17 protein-coding genes are annotated in these 15,911 nt (G+C 64.3%); 8 read left to right on the top strand and 9 right to left on the bottom strand.

Features of this window, described 5'->3' with window-relative positions; all coding sequences use genetic code 11:
• Positions 1 to 41: 41 nt before the first annotated feature.
• The gene (locus V6B15_RS14120; protein WP_409438073.1) at positions 42 to 812 is read right to left on the bottom strand and encodes a DUF7146 domain-containing protein; all 771 of its coding nucleotides are present in this window, start codon (positions 810 to 812) and stop codon (positions 42 to 44) included.
• A gap of 309 nt (positions 813 to 1,121) precedes the next feature.
• Here V6B15_RS14120 and V6B15_RS14115 point away from each other — a divergent pair, with 309 nt between their 5' ends.
• The 3 genes from V6B15_RS14115 to V6B15_RS14105 are packed head-to-tail and all read left to right on the top strand — an operon-like array spanning position 1,122 to position 3,939.
• Entirely contained in the window at positions 1,122 to 1,463 is a 342-nt protein-coding gene (locus tag V6B15_RS14115; RefSeq protein ID WP_156493942.1) for a helix-turn-helix domain-containing protein, read from the top strand.
• 6 nt (positions 1,464 to 1,469) lie between these two features.
• A complete protein-coding gene (locus V6B15_RS14110) occupies positions 1,470 to 2,720 on the top strand; it encodes a type II toxin-antitoxin system HipA family toxin (protein WP_050600463.1) in 1,251 nt (416 codons plus the stop codon).
• Positions 2,713 to 3,939: a VRR-NUC domain-containing protein gene (locus V6B15_RS14105; RefSeq protein WP_083437340.1), complete on the top strand. Its 1,227-nt coding sequence runs from the start codon at positions 2,713 to 2,715 to the stop codon at positions 3,937 to 3,939. Before V6B15_RS14110 ends, V6B15_RS14105 begins: the two co-directional genes overlap by 8 nt.
• A gap of 254 nt (positions 3,940 to 4,193) precedes the next feature.
• Here the strand turns inward: V6B15_RS14105 and V6B15_RS14100 are convergent, their stop codons facing one another.
• Positions 4,194 to 4,799 (bottom strand): outer membrane protein, encoded by a 606-nt coding sequence (locus V6B15_RS14100; protein WP_253520507.1) that lies wholly within the window; start codon positions 4,797 to 4,799, stop codon positions 4,194 to 4,196.
• A gap of 201 nt (positions 4,800 to 5,000) precedes the next feature.
• On the opposite strand from V6B15_RS14100, the gene V6B15_RS14095 reads away from it, so the two are divergent.
• On the top strand, positions 5,001 to 5,675 hold the full coding sequence (locus V6B15_RS14095; protein ID WP_334201699.1) for an SDR family NAD(P)-dependent oxidoreductase: 675 nt from the start codon (positions 5,001 to 5,003) through the stop codon (positions 5,673 to 5,675).
• Positions 5,676 to 5,684: 9 nt separating this feature from the next.
• Here V6B15_RS14095 and V6B15_RS14090 read toward each other — a convergent pair whose 3' ends face one another.
• A complete protein-coding gene (locus V6B15_RS14090; protein WP_334201698.1) occupies positions 5,685 to 6,080 on the bottom strand; it encodes a hypothetical protein in 396 nt (131 codons plus the stop codon).
• A complete protein-coding gene (locus tag V6B15_RS14085) occupies positions 6,077 to 8,338 on the bottom strand; it encodes an NADP-dependent malic enzyme (RefSeq protein ID WP_334201697.1) in 2,262 nt (753 codons plus the stop codon). The genes V6B15_RS14090 and V6B15_RS14085 overlap by 4 nt, the downstream gene beginning before the upstream one ends.
• Before the next feature lie 113 nt (positions 8,339 to 8,451).
• Here V6B15_RS14085 and mutS point away from each other — a divergent pair, with 113 nt between their 5' ends.
• The 3 genes from mutS to V6B15_RS14070 are packed head-to-tail and all read left to right on the top strand — an operon-like array spanning position 8,452 to position 11,955.
• Positions 8,452 to 11,076 carry a DNA mismatch repair protein MutS gene (gene mutS, locus V6B15_RS14080; RefSeq protein ID WP_334201696.1) on the top strand — a complete coding sequence of 875 codons (2,625 nt, stop codon included), beginning with the start codon at positions 8,452 to 8,454 and terminating at the stop codon, positions 11,074 to 11,076.
• A gap of 26 nt (positions 11,077 to 11,102) precedes the next feature.
• On the top strand, positions 11,103 to 11,507 hold the full coding sequence (locus tag V6B15_RS14075) for a hypothetical protein (protein WP_334201695.1): 405 nt from the start codon (positions 11,103 to 11,105) through the stop codon (positions 11,505 to 11,507).
• 37 nt (positions 11,508 to 11,544) lie between these two features.
• Positions 11,545 to 11,955 (top strand): YidH family protein, encoded by a 411-nt coding sequence (locus tag V6B15_RS14070; RefSeq protein ID WP_334201694.1) that lies wholly within the window; start codon positions 11,545 to 11,547, stop codon positions 11,953 to 11,955.
• Here V6B15_RS14070 and V6B15_RS14065 read toward each other — a convergent pair.
• The 5 genes from V6B15_RS14065 to gluQRS form a co-directional block, all read right to left on the bottom strand.
• On the bottom strand, positions 11,952 to 12,290 hold the full coding sequence (locus V6B15_RS14065) for a hypothetical protein (protein WP_253520522.1): 339 nt from the start codon (positions 12,288 to 12,290) through the stop codon (positions 11,952 to 11,954). The two genes, V6B15_RS14070 and V6B15_RS14065, sit on opposite strands and share 4 nt — an antisense overlap.
• 268 nt (positions 12,291 to 12,558) lie before the next feature.
• Positions 12,559 to 13,431, bottom strand: coding sequence for a 3-hydroxyacyl-CoA dehydrogenase NAD-binding domain-containing protein (locus V6B15_RS14060; protein WP_334201693.1), 873 nt, complete (start codon positions 13,429 to 13,431; stop codon positions 12,559 to 12,561).
• A gap of 67 nt (positions 13,432 to 13,498) precedes the next feature.
• Positions 13,499 to 14,077: a cob(I)yrinic acid a,c-diamide adenosyltransferase gene (locus V6B15_RS14055; protein WP_334201692.1), complete on the bottom strand. Its 579-nt coding sequence runs from the start codon at positions 14,075 to 14,077 to the stop codon at positions 13,499 to 13,501.
• Between the two features lie 19 nt (positions 14,078 to 14,096).
• Positions 14,097 to 14,327 carry an HIG1 domain-containing protein gene (locus V6B15_RS14050; RefSeq protein ID WP_253520528.1) on the bottom strand — a complete coding sequence of 77 codons (231 nt, stop codon included), beginning with the start codon at positions 14,325 to 14,327 and terminating at the stop codon, positions 14,097 to 14,099.
• A gap of 12 nt (positions 14,328 to 14,339) precedes the next feature.
• The gene (gene gluQRS / locus V6B15_RS14045) at positions 14,340 to 15,170 is read right to left on the bottom strand and encodes a tRNA glutamyl-Q(34) synthetase GluQRS (RefSeq protein WP_334201691.1); all 831 of its coding nucleotides are present in this window, start codon (positions 15,168 to 15,170) and stop codon (positions 14,340 to 14,342) included.
• A 128-nt stretch (positions 15,171 to 15,298) separates the two neighbouring features.
• Here gluQRS and V6B15_RS14040 point away from each other — a divergent pair, with 128 nt between their 5' ends.
• Positions 15,299 to 15,907 (top strand): HNH endonuclease, encoded by a 609-nt coding sequence (locus V6B15_RS14040; protein ID WP_320181117.1) that lies wholly within the window; start codon positions 15,299 to 15,301, stop codon positions 15,905 to 15,907.
• Positions 15,908 to 15,911 lie beyond the last annotated feature (4 nt).

The raw sequence follows: 15,911 nt of genomic DNA, 5'->3' as shown, positions 1-15,911 counted from the left end.
GCCCTCTGCCGGATCAGGAAATCGAAAAGCCTTCTCTCCTCTCAAACCTTCGCCTTACGGCATAGCCATGCCTGGAGTTCGTCGTTCCAGTCGGTGCCTCGCACAGATGGTTTGCGGACATGGATCGTCCGGCCTTTTCGCGCATAGGCGGATAGGCTCCGTTCGACTGCGAGATCACCACCGTCATCGTAATCGACGAAGAGATGAAGCTCGGTCACGCTGTCGGGAATGCTGACCAGACCGAAGCGCTCATTGCCCAATGTTGCCCATGCGGGGATGCCGGTCAGGGCATAAGCTGACATCGCGCTTTCGATCCCTTCAGCGAGTCCGAGTTTGGCATCCGCCCGGGCGAAGAGCCGAACGGCAGCTTCACCTAGCGAGCCAAGAGCGCGCTTGGGCTTGTCGAAGTCCGCTTTCCTGTGGCGATCCTGTGACAGGAATGTGCGGTGGATGGCGATGGGCCCCATGTCGAGACTGACCGCCGCGATCATGGCGGGCAGGTAGCGGGTGCGTCCTTTGGGGCCCAGCGGTGTTCGTGGATGAAACCGAAGAGCAGAAGAGGCGGCGAGGATGCCGCGGCTCTTGAGATAGGCCTTGGCCGGGCTGGAACGCACAGGCTCCGCTTCGCGCCAGATCCTCAGCGCCGCCGGCGAGAGATTACGTTTTTCAATTGGCTCGAACTGGTCAGCTGACGAAGAGTCCGAGAATAGGATGGAAGCGTTGAAGCCCTCGCGTGCCAGCGCAGCAAGCACTGCCTGCTGATCGCAACCGGCAAAGCAGTGAAAAAGGATGGCTTTGCGACCGAGCGTCACGCCCAACGATGGCGTGCTGTCATCATGTGCAGGACAACAGGCCATGCCCTTCGTGCCCGACCATCTGCCGCCTCGACTTTCGCAGATACGGCGTGCGGTCCCTTCCAGTGTGGGTCTTGTCGCTTCATGAGTGGGCATGGGTTATGCGGTCCTTTTGGCTCGCTCCCCACAGCCTACCTCTGCTCTTACTGGCGTCCGCAGTACCCTGACAGGAAGCGGCGACCGCAATAGCTTGTCGTGTCTGGTCATAGGATGCATGACATATCATGCGCTATTGCATAAATTAACATGATATGTCATGTACTGCCTATGCCACGCGCCTCCAGAGCAGCTAGCGGACTGCCGCCACAAAGCCAGCGAGCTATAACTCAGCTCGGCAAGGACATCGCGCTTGCCCGGCGTCGCCGCAAAATGCCGCAGCGGTTGATGGCGGAACGAATGCTGGTGTCGGTTCAGACACTTCAGCGGCTCGAAGCTGGTGATCCGACAGTTGGTCTCGCAGTCCTTGTGAGCGCATTGCATGTGCTGGGAATGACCCAGCGCCTTGCCAGCTTGGTTGCGCCAGAGAGTGATCGAGCGGGCATAAGCGAGGACCTCTCGCGCTTGCCCGAGCGAACGCATGCAGCCAGCGATGACGAGCTGGATTTCTGATCGGTCATGACAATCGTCCGCTCCTACGTATTCGTCCATCTTCCCGAAGGTCCTGTCCCGGCGGGACTGCTGACGATGACCGACGAACCGCGCAACCAATTTGCAACGTTCGCTTATGGCCGCCGGTATCTTGAGCGTCCTGACCGGATCCCCGTCGATCCGGTGGCCCTTCCGCTGCACGATGCCGGGACCAGCCGGACCTTCCGCACAGAGGAAGGGTTTGCTGTCTTCGGCGGCATCCGCGACGCCGCTCCCGATGGCTGGGGCCAATATCTTATGTACAAGGCTATGGGCGACCGTCTGCCAAGCGAGATCGACCTCATCCTTGCTTCCGGAGAACATCGCGTTGGCGCGCTCGCATTCGGGCCTACTCCGGAGCGACCGGAGCGCATCACTCCATGGGGCGACGGTCCCGCTCCGGGCGAAGAGTTCACCCTCGCTGAACTCGCCGAGGCAGCAGAACGAGCACAACACGTCGACGAGCTCGACGAGAACCTGCGCGCACTGCTTGCTGCCGGTTCGTCGCTTGGCGGCGCGCGTCCGAAGGCGGCAACGCAAATCGGCGATCGACCCTGGATCGCCAAGTTCCAGAAGCGCGGCGACAGCTTTCCTGAATGCCGCGTAGAGCTGGCGACTATGCAGCTGGCCAGCGAATGCGGCCTCAACGTGCCCGCGCTCGATTTCCGCTGTGTCCTGGACCGCGATATCTATCTGATCGAACGGTTCGACCGCGTGCCGCATGGCAACTGGCTCGAACGGCGACCGTTCGCGTCGGGGCTGACCATGCTGGGCGCGCATGAAAGCGAGGTAAGCAGCTACAGTTACGCTGATCTCGCTGGCGCGATACGTCAGCACGGGACGCAGGTCCGCGCAGACCTCCATGAGCTGTTCCGCCGAATGGTGTTCAATATTCTCGTAACGAATGACGATGACCACCTGCGCAATCACGGATTTCTTTTCGACGGAACTGGCTGGCGGTTGTCTCCACTCTACGATGTCGTCCCCAAACCGCAGGTGGGGCTGGAGCGACGCCTTGTGCTGGGCGTTGGTCCGGAAGGACGCAATGCGACCATCGGAAATGCGCTTGCCGGAGCAGCAGTATTCGATCTCGGCCCCGAGGAGGCCTCGGCCATGACCGAAGAGTTGCGCGTGATGGTTGCAGCGCGCTGGCAGCCATTGTTCGAAGAGGCGGGGTTAAGTCCTGCGGACAGAGGCCGCTTTGCCACCTGCTTCCGGTTAGCAATCGAAGATGGCTAGGCAACCTCCCTCTACTTGCCATCACCCAGACCGCGCCTGCCTCAATCAGCATGAACTGATCCGCAAATACCGTTGTGCGGATTGCGGCGCGGTGATGATGTGTGCCTGCGACGAGGTGCGCGGGCATCGCTTTCTGCCGCATCAACTAAGCGAGGGCTGCGAACTCGATACGCAGGAGCGGGTGCCGGTAACGCATGGCTTCCAAGAGGGAGTTTGTAGTGAATGCCGTGGATTGCCCGCCGATCCGGCACCAGCAGCGGCGATCCACGGGCGCACCAGCAAGATCAGGCGGTACTATTGGCGCGAGCTGTTCTTTGCCAAAGAAGCTGCACTGCACGATTGGGACTCAGAGCATCCGGACGCGACTCACGATGAGCGGCGCTCTGCGCAGTCCGCAATAGAAAAAGCGGTGCTGCAGGATATCAAAGAGCTGCACGCGAGCGCACCCAAATATGCTTTCAATGAAAAGTCACAGGCAGAAGTGATCGATCAATACTCGGTCGAAGTGGAACCTCTGCAGGCGACATATGCCAAGGTCGGACGGAAGGGCGCTCAGATCGTAGTTGGCGACGAGATAATCAGCGCCGAAGAATTCGCTTTGCGGCACTATTCCGGGCAGGGCTGGCAAGTCCTGCAGCTTGAAAGCGTTCCCTTCCACGCACTGTTCGGCGTGATGATGTGGATAGTCATCCAGGATCCAATCGACCCTAAGAACCGGATTGTAAGTTTCGGTGATCGTACTGCGTATGAAGAGCGGCGAACGAAGGAACCGATCTGGACACATTTGCCGAGCGACTTTGGGTCTGCAGGCTATGGAATCCGGCGCGCAACAGCGATCGAGAAACATTTCGACGAATTTCTGCACGACGACGATCTTGAGTGGTTATTCGACTATTGGCGGTTCCACAGCGGAAACCTGCGTCAGTATCTCTGGGCACATCGACCGGAGGATGTCGAGCGAGCTCGCAAGTTGCTCGAGATTTTACCACCTCAAACAATCAAAGCCATTCTGCACTATCTCGTGCAAGACTACTGGGGCCGATATCTGGGATGGCCGGACTTGCTACTGCACCGCGAAGGGGAGTTCCGGTTCGTCGAGGTTAAGTCGTCCTCGGACAGGCTGAGCGATGATCAGAAGCGATGGATCGCTGACAATCATGATGTTCTCAAGCTGCCCTTTTCCATAGCCAAGATTCACCGGATCGCCAGCCAGGCCTAGTTGCGATCGTAAGGCGCCCTTCAGCACTCAACGTCGAGAGAATAGCACTTAGTAATTCAAATTTGCTTGGTGATTACCCGGTGATTGCCAGCAAAGTTTTTGAGGTTCGAAATTTCCGATATTAGATAATATTTTCAGCGTTTTAATGTACTTAAGTATATAAAATCTGGTATTTCCGCTTCCGCCGCAAATAGCAGAAGGCCGCCCGGTCGCCCGGACGGCCTTCCATCATGCCGGTTGGCACCGACTATGGATCAGAAGCGCAGGCCGAGCCCGGCCACGACCTGGTCGGTTGTCGCATCGCCGAAATCGCCGCCGATGTCGTCATATTGCGACCGGCGGTATTCGACCCGGCCTTCGAGCGGTCCGGGCAGCTGGATCTGCAGCCCGCCGCCGAACCGCAGACCGCTGGCATTCTCTTCCAGATCGTCGAGCGATCCGGCGCTGGTGAAGGCCTTGGTGTCGAGCGCGGTATACCCGACCTTGCCATAGGCCGCGATCCCCGGGGTGACCGCGAAACCGGCGCGCGCGCCGATGTAATACTGGCCATCGGCATCGAGCCCGTCGCGGGCACCGCCGAAGCTGTCGGGGAATTCGGTCGACCCGCCACTGGTGGACAGTTCGCCCTCGACGCCGACGAAGGCGCTGCCAAGCGAGAGGTCGTAGCCGGCAGTAACGCCGTAAACCGCCGAATCGGCATCGGCGCTGACGCTGCCGTCGCCCGAATCGACATTGAGCCCCTCGTAGCCGGCCAGCGCGCCGACGTAGAAGCCGCCCGGCGCGGTGTTCTGGGCCTGCGCCATGGCAGGGACGGCCAGCATGCCGGTGGCGATGGCGAGCGTTGCGATTGTCTTTTTCATCTCGATTCCTTTCGCGTGCGTTGGGGGGGGGTGCACGGTCAGGCCGCTTGGCGAAGCCGCGCTTGCGCCCCGCTGAACCGCGCGCCAATCCGACACAGGGCGGCGATGGACGACGCCGATTTTCGACCAAGGGTTTTGCCAAGCCGCCCAAAGGCGAGCTAGCCTGCCGCAAAAGGCACAAGGGCCGGCGGAGAGCAAAACATGGCGAACAGGACGGTATTCATTCTCGGGGCATCGCGCGGGATCGGGCTTGGCCTCGTCGAGGAGTTCCTCGCGCGCGGTTGGGGTGTCGTCGCGAGCGAGCGTTCGCATGGCGACGACCTGCACGCGCTGGAATGCGATGCGCTGCGCATTGTGACCTGCGACGTGACCGACCCCGACAGCTATGCCGACCTGGGCCTCGGTGCGGGCGAGCTCGACACGATCATCATCAATGCGGGGATCGGCGGGGCGCGCCACCAGGACGCCATGCAGGCGACCACCGAGGACGTGGCCGAGATCATGATGACCAATGCCTTTGGTCCGGCCCGCGCGGCCAAGACGCTGCTGCCGACGCTGAAGGATAGCGGCACGCTGGCAGTCATGTCCTCGCAGCTGGGTTCGATCGCCGACAGTTCCGGCGGGTTCGAACTCTACCGCACGAGCAAGGCGGCGCTCAACATGCTGGCCAAGGGCATTTCGGTGCAGCTGGCCGAGCCGCGCGGGATCGGCGTGATCGCGCTTCACCCCGGCTGGGTGCAAACCGACATGGGCGGCCCGCAAGCCACGCTGACAGTGGCGGAAAGCGTCAAAGGGATCGCCGATGTGATAGAGGGTGCAGGGGCCGAAAGCGGGTTCCGCTACCTCGACTATAGCGGCAAGACGCTGCCTTTCTGACAGGCCGCGCTAGGCCGCGGACGACCTTCGCGCCGCCAGATGCGGCATGAGTGCGAAAACCACTTGCCCCGCAAGGCCCAGCAGGCCTTCCGATCTGGCCAGTCCATCAAGCCAGGCGGCAACCGTCCCGCCCATGGCGCGCGTCAGTGCCAGTTCGGCGAGCAGGAGCAGCGCCAGTGCGAGCGCCCCGACCGAGAGCGCCCGGCGGCCCGGCGCAAGCGCGAAATGCCGGACGAGCCAAGTAGCCACCAGCCACGATGCGAACAGGATCACGGGCAGCTCAATCGCGCCTGCCATCAATGCGCCCACCTGCGGCACCAGCCAGAACATCCGCACCGCGCCAAGTCCGAGGCCGATTGCAAACACCAGCCCGAAATACGCCAGCGCCGGCTCGGCCAGTCTCACCCCACGATACCCGCGCTGGCCAGCACCGCCAGCGTCAGCAGGTCGGGCGCGATCGCGGTCATCGGGGCGATCTGCACCGGCTTCTCGCTGCCGATCATCATCGGGCCGACCATCGTCTCGCCGCCCAGCTCGCGCAGCAGCTTGGCCGACAGATTGGCCGATTGCAGCCCGGGCATGATGAGCACATTGGCGGGCCCCGACAGGCGGCTGAAGGGATAGAGTTCCATCACCTTGCGGTTGAGCGCGGCATCGGGCGCCATTTCGCCTTCATATTCGAAGTCCACCGCATCGTCCGCATCGAGCAGCGCGACGGCATCGCGCAGATTGCCCAGCCACTGGCCCGACGGATTGCCGAAGGTCGAATAGGACATGAAGGCGACGCGCGGTTCGTGCCCCATGCGGCGGGCAACCGCAGCGGTTTCCTTGGCGATATGCGCCAGCTCGGCGGCGCTGGGGCGTTCGTTGATCGTGGTGTCGGCGAGGAAGGTGGTCTGGTTCTTGCCGATCATCATGTGGATGCCGAACGGCGTCGCACCGGGCTTGGGATCGATCACCCGCGCCACTTCGCGCGCGGTCTGGGCGTAGGTCCGCGTCAATCCGGTGATCATCGCATCGCCATGGTCGAGCGCGACGAGCAGCGCGGCGAAGACGTTGCGTTCCTGATTGACCATCCGCTGCACGTCGCGCTGCGTGTAGCCGCGGCGCTGCAGGCGTTTGTAGAGATAGTCGTTCATTGCCGGCACCTTGTCCGACAGCGCCGAATTCTCGATGATCCAGTCGTCGGGATCGTCCACGCCCAGTTCGCGCAGCTTCTCGAGCACCTTCTCGGTGCGGCCGACGAGGATCGGTTCGCCATAGCCGAAATCGCGGAACTGGATCGCCGCGCGCAGCGCGACATCCTCCTCCGCCTCGGCGAAGACCACGCGCTTGGGATTGGCCTTGGCCTGTTCGTAGATATTGGTCAGCGCCGCGGTGGTGGGATTGAGCCGCGCCTTGAGCGCGAGGCGATAGGCGCCGAAATCCTCGATCGGGGCTTCGGCCACGCCGCTGTCCATCGCTGCCTGCGCAACCGCACTGGAAACGACTTCCATCAGCCGCGGATCGAAGGGTGCGGGAATGATGTATTCCTCGCCGAACTGGTGGCTCACGCCATAGGCCGCCGCCACTTCGTCGGGCACGCGTTCGCGTGCGAGTTCGGCGATGGCATGCGCGGCGGCGATCTTCATTTCCTCGTTGATCGCGGTGGCGCGCACATCGAGCGCACCGCGGAAGATGAAGGGGAAGCCGAGGACATTGTTGACCTGGTTGGGATAGTCGCTGCGTCCGGTGGCGATGATCGCGTCGGGGCGCACCGCCTTGGCATCCTCGGGCATGATCTCGGGCACCGGATTGGCCATGGCGAAGATGATCGGCCTGTCGGCCATCTTGGCGACCCATTCGGGTTTCAGCGCGCCCGCAGCGGACAGGCCGAGGAAGATGTCGGCGCCGACCAGTGCCTCTTCGAGATTTGTCGCTTCGGTGGGCACGGCATGCGCGCTCTTCCACTGGTCGACATTGTCGCGCCCCGGGGTAATCGGCCCGGTACGGTCGCAAACGATCACGTTCTCGTGCGGCACGCCGATCGCCTTGATCAGCGCGGTGCAGGCAAGCGCGCTGGCGCCCGCGCCATTGACCACCATGCGCACATCCTTGAGCTTGCGCCCGGTGAGGTGGCAGGCGTTGATCAGCCCGGCGGCGGCGATGATCGCGGTGCCGTGCTGATCGTCATGCATGACCGGGATGTTCATCCGCTCGCGCAGCGCCTGCTCGATGATGAAACATTCGGGCGCGGCGATGTCTTCCAGATTGATACCGCCGAAACTCGGCTCCATCAGCGCAACCGCTTCGATGAACTTGTCCGGATCCTCGGTATCGAGCTCGATATCGATCGAATCGACATCGGCGAAGCGCTTGAACAGCACCGCCTTGCCTTCCATCACCGGCTTCGAGGCCAGCGCGCCGAGATTGCCGAGGCCGAGAATCGCGGTGCCGTTGGAAATCACCGCGACCAGATTGGACCGCGCGGTGTAGCGTGCCGCATCCGCGGGATTGGCGGCGATCGCTTCGACCGGTGCAGCCACGCCGGGCGAATAGGCCAGGCTCAGATCGCGCTGGCTCGCCATCGGCTTGGAGGCGATGATCTCGATCTTACCCGGGCGGATAGTCTCGTGATAGAACAACGCCTCACGCGTGGTGAAAGCGGATTTTTCGTCGGCCATGGGTGTCCTCGTCTCGCTGCCCCCTGCCCCTAACCGCTCGCGCGGCGAAGTCATAGGGGAAATGGGGCCGCGGCGACTCCCCAATCGCGCGCGCGCTCGCTAGGTCCGGCGCCATGGCCGACACGCCCACTCCGATGATGCAGCAATATCTCGCGCTCAAGCGCGAGGCGGGCGATGCGCTGCTGTTCTACCGCATGGGCGACTTCTTCGAACTATTCTTCGAGGATGCGCGGGTCGCGGCGGGCGTGCTCGATATCGCGCTCACCACACGCGGCGAACATGGCGGGGAACCGGTGCCGATGTGCGGCGTGCCGGTGCATGCCGCCGAGGGCTATCTCGCGCGGCTGATCAAGGGCGGCTGCCGCGTCGCGATCGCCGAACAGACCGAGACGCCCGAGGAAGCGAAGGAACGCGCCCGGCGCGACGGGACCCCGGTGTCCAGGACGCTGGTGGCACGCGATATCGTGCGCTTCGTCACCGCCGGCACGCTGACCGAGGAAGCGCTGCTCGAACCGCGCCGCGCGAACCTGCTGGTGGCCGTCGCCCCGGTGCGCAACGGCGTGGGACTGGCGTCCTGCGATATCTCGACCGGGCGGATGGAGCTCGAACAATGCGCCCCCGATGCGCTCGATGCAGCGCTGGCCCGGTTGGGTGCGAGCGAGATGGTCGCCCCCGATGACTGGGATGCTACCCCCGCCGACATGATCGCCCGGCCGCGCGCCGATTTCCGCAGCGAGGATGGGGAGGCACGGCTCAAGGCGATCCACGGGATCGCCACGCTCGACGGGCTGGGCGATTTTTCGCGCCCGATGCTGGCCGCGGCGGCGGGCCTGATCGCCTATCTCGACCATGCCGGGCGCGGGACGCTGCCGTTCCTGCTGCCACCGGTCGCGCGCGGGACGGGTGCGCATCTGGCGATGGACGCGGCAACGCGGACCAGCCTCGAAATTCTCGAAGCGCAGGGCGGCGGGCGCGCGGGCAGCCTGATCGCCTGCGTCGACCGCTGCGCCACCGGCGCGGGCGCGCGCCAGCTCGCCGAAGACCTGTCCGCCCCGCTGGCGGATCGCGGCGCGATCGAACAACGGCTGGCCAGCGTCCACCATTTCCACGCCGATCCGCTGCTGCGCGCCGATCTGCGCGCGGTGCTGCGGCAGGCGCCCGATATCGGGCGCGCGCTGGGGCGGCTGGTCGCGGGCCGCGGCAGTCCGCGCGATCTGGGCCAGATTCGCGATGGCCTGTCCGAAGCGCGCCGGGTGCGCGCGATGCTGAGCGACAGCGCCGACCTGCCCGCGCTGCTGCAGCGGATGAGCGACGCGCTGGGCGGGCATGCGGCGCTGGTCGACCACCTGGCGCGCGCGCTGGTCCCCGCCCCGCCCACCGAACGCGGCCAGGGCGGCTATGTCGCGAGCGGCTACGACCACGCGCTCGACGCGCTGCGCGAGACCTCGGGCAATGCGCGCAAGGCGATCGCCGCTCTCGAGGCGAAATATCGCGAAGAAACCGGCACCCCCTCGCTCAAGATCAAGCACAACAAGGTGCTCGGCTATTTCATCGAAGTGCCCGCCAAGCACGGCGACAAGCTGATGGCGGCGGACAGCGGCTTCACCCACCGCCAGACCATGGCAGGCGCGGTCCGCTTCAATTCGCTCGGCCTGCACGAGGAAGCAACCCGCATCGCGGAAGCCGGCGCGCATGCGCTCGCGGCCGAGGAAGCACATTTCGAAACGCTCGTCGGCGAAGTGGTGGCCGCGCGCGAAGCGATTGCCGCGACCGCGGCGGCGCTGGCGCGGATCGATGTATCCGCGGCGCTGGCCGAGCGCGCGGTCGAGGGCGACTGGGCCCAGCCCGAAATGCTCGACGAGCCCTGTCTGGAGATTACCGGCGGGCGGCACCCGGTGGTCGACGCGGCGCTGGCGCAAGGCGGCGAGCGCTTCGTCGCCAATGACTGCTCGCTGGGGAGCGACGACCGGCTGTGGCTGATCGGCGGGCCGAACATGGGCGGCAAATCGACTTTCCTGCGGCAGAATGCGCTGATCATGCTGCTGGCACAGGCGGGCAGTTTCGTACCTGCCCGGTCGGCACGCATCGGGCTGGCGGACCGGCTGTTCAGCCGCGTCGGCGCGTCCGACAATCTCGCGCGGGGTCGCTCGACTTTCATGGTCGAGATGGTCGAGACCGCAGCGATCCTCAGCCAGGCCACCGCGCGCAGCTTCGTGATCCTCGACGAGGTTGGCCGCGGCACCTCGACCTATGACGGGATGGCGCTCGCCTGGGCGGTGGTCGAGGCGGTCCATGAGAATTTGCAGTGCCGCTGCCTGTTTGCCACGCATTATCACGAGCTCTCGCGGCTGGCGGACACCTGCGACAAACTGACCCTGCATCATGTCCGCGCGCGCGAATGGAAGGGCGACCTGGTGCTGCTGCACGAGCTTGCAAAGGGCGCCGCGGATCGCAGCTATGGGCTCTCGGTGGCCAAGCTGGCGGGGGTCCCCGCCCCGGTCATCAAACGCGCGCGCGCAGTGCTCGACAAGCTTGAAAAGGGCCGCGAGCAGACCGGCGGGCTCGCTGCGGGGCTGGGTGAACTGCCGCTGTTCGCGGCGACCGCGCAGCAGCAGGACGACAAACCCGATCCAGTGCGGACCGCGCTCGAGACGCTCGACGTCGATGCGCTTTCGCCGCGCGAGGCGCTCGATACGCTCTACGCGCTCAAGGCGCAGGCGAGCGAAACGGACACTTAACCGGCTTTCGTATAGGGTGCGCCGCTATGGATGACGGACTGCCTCCGGGAGTGCTGAAGAAGCTGGCGATGGTCGGCCTTTTCCTGCTCGCCGTGCTGCTGCTGGTCGGCGGCGAAGACGACCCCGGGCTGATCGGCCAGCTGGGCGACGGCGCACCGGGCGATGCAGGCTATGGCGAACCGCGCCAGACAGAGATCGTTTCATCCAGCCCCGAGCCGCCACCACCGGCACGGGGGCCGGACCCGTCGCTATCCGCATGGTACGCCGAGAGCGAGACCTCCGGTCCCGCCGAACCGACACCGTTCACCCCCGCCCCGCTCGATGACAGCTATCTGATCAACGACGCCGCACCGACCATCGACACGTCTACCTCGGTCCCGCCGTCAGGTGTGGTGATAGACCGGGAGCCCCCTCCCGAGATCGTCGAGTAAGCGCGGAACCGGGACACCGGTCCGCGATTGATATCCTATGGCGCAAGACGATCCCCCCGAAGATCCCGACAAGTCGACCGAATGGGCCGAATTGCGCACCGATCTTGCGGAAGACCGTAATATCATGGCGCTGGAACGCACCTTTGCGGGGTGGATGCGCACCGCTTTCGCCGCAATCGGCATCGGTCTGGGGTTCAAGGCGGTGTTCGGCGCGTTCGATCCGCCCTGGCTGGCCAAGGCGATTGCGACGGTATTCATCCTCGCGGGCGGGTGGCTGGCAATTACCGCGCAGCGCCGCGCCTGTCATACGATGAACAAGCTGAGCGCACACAAGTTCGAGGCCGTATCGACCCCGAACTTCCGTGTGCTGGCCTATGCGATTGCTGCGGGTGCGCTGATCCTGACCGCGGGCCTATGGATCCTCAATGATGGCAGCCTGACCTCTTAGGTCCCGTCGCCGCGCAATCCGTCGGGCTTGGCGGACTTGCCGTATTTGTCGACATTGTCGTCATGGTTGGGTTCGCCCCGATAGGCCGACATGTCGATCCGGCCCGAGCTTTCCATGTCGCGCATGTGGTCGATCGTGTCCTGCGTCGAATCGCCCATCAGGTCGCTCTTGTTGTCGCCCTTGATGCTCTCGGTCGGCGAGCCGGTCTCGCGGTTCTGCGCTTCCTCGGACACTTCCTGCGCCTGGTTGCGATGATCGTCCTGCTCGTCGTTATGCGTTTCGGGCGCGAGGTCGGCCTGGCGCTCCTCCTGGCTGCTTACCTTCTTGTCGGTCATGCGTCGTCTCCTTTGCCTGACCAACGGAGAGCGGGGGCGCGGGGTTCCTGCGGAGTTTGGTTAGTGGGCGCCCGGTGATGTTGGCTGCACCAGCCCGCGGCCCTCCCGAATCTTTGTAGCGTGCGGTCAGGACATCCGTCCTGACCTACGGCACCGGCCCACACCCCCTCCCGGCCACCCATAAAATACCGTGCGGTGGGTGGCCGGGAGGGGTTGCGGGCCGGTGAAGCAGCAAGGGGAGCGCGAATGCGCTTCCCGCACCCAGAAACTACCTGGTCGGCACCGGCTCATCGCCCGAATAATCGTAGAACCCGCGGCCCGTCTTGCGGCCGAGCCAGCCGGCCTCGACATATTTCACCAGCAGCGGTGCGGGGCGATACTTGGCATCGCGGGTGGTCTTGTAGAGCACCATGATGATGTCGAGACAGGTATCCAGCCCAACGAAATCGGCCAGTTGCAGCGGGCCCATCGGGTGGTTGAGACCGAGGCGGCAACCCTTGTCGATATCCTCGATCCCGGCAGTCGACTGGCCCAGCACGAACACCGCCTCGTTGATCATCGGCAGCAGGATGCGATTGACGACGAAGCCGGGCTCGTCCTGCGAGAGGACCACTTCCTTGCCCAGGCTCTCGGCGAAGGCGGTGGTGCGGTCGGTGGTCGCCTGTGCGGTCGCAAGGCCGGGGATGACCTCGATCAGCTTCATCACCGGCACCGGATTGAAGAAATGCAGGCCGATAAAGCGCGCCGGATCGGGCGCGTAATTCGCCATCCGCGTGATCGGGATCGAGCTGGTGTTCGAGGCCATGATCGCATCGGCGGCGAGGTACTGGCCGGCCTTTTCGAAGATCGCCTGCTTGATCGCTTCCTTCTCGGTCGCCGCCTCGATGATCAGGCTGGCGTCCTGCATCGGCGCGTAATCGGCGACCGGGGTGATGCGCTTCAGCGTCGCTTCGGCATCGGCGATCTCGATCTTGCCCTTGCCGACCAGCTTGCCCAGCGCCTTGTCGATCCCGGCGTGTGCCTGCTCGGCGACCTCCAGGCTGACATCGGCCAGCAGCACATCAATGCCGTTCGCGGCCACGGTCTGCGCTATTCCCGAGCCCATCTGGCCCGCACCGATGATGGCAACCGTATTGTTCATCGAAATTTCCTTCGCGTCTGCAGCATTGCCGCTGCACTAGCGAAGGCGCACAGCGCTGGCTAGCGCCTCAGCGGTTGGCGCCAGGCACCCACTTCACGTCTGCCCGACCGTCGTCATTGGCGACCCGCGCCAGCACGAACAGATAATCCGACAGGCGGTTGATATAGGCCAGCGCCTCGCTGTTGGTGGGCATCTGCGCCGCCATCGCCGTCATCGCGCGTTCGGCTCGCCGGACGGAAGCGCGGGCGACATGCAACCGCGCAGCCGCATCGCTCCCACCCGGAAGGACGAAGCTGGTCAGCGGTTCGAGCCGGGCATTGGCATCGTCGATCGCGCTTTCGAGCCATGCGACCTGCCCCGCGACGATCCGCAGCACCATTTCCGAGGGCGTGAAATCGTCGTCCTCGCCCGCAGGCGTCGCCAGATCCGCTCCAAGGTCGAACAGATCGTTCTGGATGCGATAGAGCGGTGCGGCGAATTCGCCATCGGCCAACGCCACCGCGGCGAGGCCAAGCGCGCTGTTGGCTTCGTCGACCGCGCCGATCGCTTCCATCCGCGCGGCGTGCTTGGGCAGGCGCGAACCATCGACGAGGCCGGTGGTCCCGTCATCACCCGTGCGGGTATAGATCTTGTTGAGCTTGACCATGCTGCAGCGGCCGTCCGGCTCAGTTCGCGATGGCGAGGATCACGGCGACCACCACCACTGCCAGTGCCTGGTATTTGATGCGTGCGAACATCATCTTGTTCTGCATCAGCTGCATGTCGGTGGCATCGGTCTGCTCACCACTTTCCAGATCGATCTTGGTGCTTTTCATGAAGGCAACGATCCCGCGGATGAGCGAGGCGACCACGAGAACCATCAGGATGACGAGGAGAATGATGAGGAATGTGTTCATAGCCCAACGGACTTAGGCGCTCGCGAGCGAAATGCCAGCCGGAAAACTGTGCAAGCGCAGTTGCTCTGCAAGCAACAGCCCGTCCTCGCCCGCCTCCCGCCGATCGGCCAGTGATGGCGACCCGCGCCGCTTGGCGAGCTTGTGCCCGCTCGCATCCACCAGCAGGCCGTGATGGTGCCAGCGCGGTACCGGCAGTCCGAGCAGCGCCTGTAGCAGACGGTGGATCGGCGTTGCCGCGAACAGGTCCATTCCGCGCGTCACCAGCGTCACCCCATCGGCGGCATCGTCGAGCGTGGCGGCAAGGTGATAGCTCGCGGGGGCATCCTTGCGCACGATCACGACATCGCCCGCCTCGCGCGGATCGGCAACTTGCGGGCCGGCCAGCGCATCCTCCCATGTCAGCGCGCCGACATCGGCCAGCGCCCGCGCGACATCGAGCCGTAGCGCTGCGGGCCGGTCCGGATCGGGCGGGCGGATTTTGCAGGTCCCGGGGTAGACGAGACCCTGCGAACCCATCTTCGCCCCCTGCGCCTCGATCTCGGCGCGGGTGCAGGTGCAGCGATAGAGGTAGCCGCGCGCCAGCAGGTCCTGCGCGGCGGCGGCATAGGCCGCGAGCCGGGTCGATTGCGCGGGCATTTCCTCCCATTCGAGCCCGAGCCACGCGAGATCGCGGCGAAACGCATCGGCCAGTTCGGGCCGCGAGCGCGGTCCGTCGATATCCTCGATCCGCAGCAGGAACCGCCCGCCGGCCTGCTTTGCCAGATCATGCGCGACCACCGCCGAATAGGCATGGCCAAGATGCAGCGGGCCGTTGGGACTGGGGGCAAAGCGGGTGACGGTCATACGGTTCTAGCAAGGGAGAGCGCGGAATAGCGCCGGTTGCGGACAAGTTTGTGGATAGCCTGTCTGTAACAGGCTTGACGCTTTTCCTTGCAAGTGCATTTTCTACCGCATCGGGGAGGAACGCACAGGTGTTCAGGGCCGAACTGCTTGAACGGGCCGCAAGGTTCCGCAGTACCGACGAAGATCCGACGCGCAATCTGCAGTCGTGCCCTTCGCTCGTCCTCAATGCCGACTACACCCCGCTGTCCTATTACCCGCTGAGCCTGTGGCCGTGGCAGACCGCGATCAAGGCGATCTTCCTCGACCGGGTCGACGTGATCGAGACCTATGACCGCGAGGTCCATTCGCCTTCGCTCGACATGAAGATCCCCAGCGTGATCGCGCTCAAGCAATATGTGAAGCCGAGCGAGTTTCCCGCGTTCACGCGCTTCAACCTGTTCCTGCGCGACCGCTTCAGCTGCCAGTTCTGCGGCGCGATGCACAATCTGACCTTCGACCACGTCGTCCCGCGCCGGCTGGGCGGCAAGACCACATGGGAAAACATCGCCACCGCCTGCGCGCCGTGCAACATGAAGAAGGGTGGCCGCACGCCGAAGCAGGCGGGCATGCAGCTCTACAACGAGCCGATCCGCCCGACGCACTGGCAGCTGCAACAACACGGCAAGCAGTTCCCGCCCAACTACCTCCACGAAACCTGGCGCGACTGGCTCTATTGGGACATCGAACTGGAGGCGTGAGAGA

Source organism: Qipengyuania sp. Mu-71 (assembly GCF_036867055.1).
Lineage (GTDB): Bacteria > Pseudomonadota > Alphaproteobacteria > Sphingomonadales > Sphingomonadaceae > Qipengyuania > Qipengyuania profunda.
Note: the sequence above shows the minus strand (reverse complement) of the source record. Positions and strands in the feature narration are given on the sequence as shown.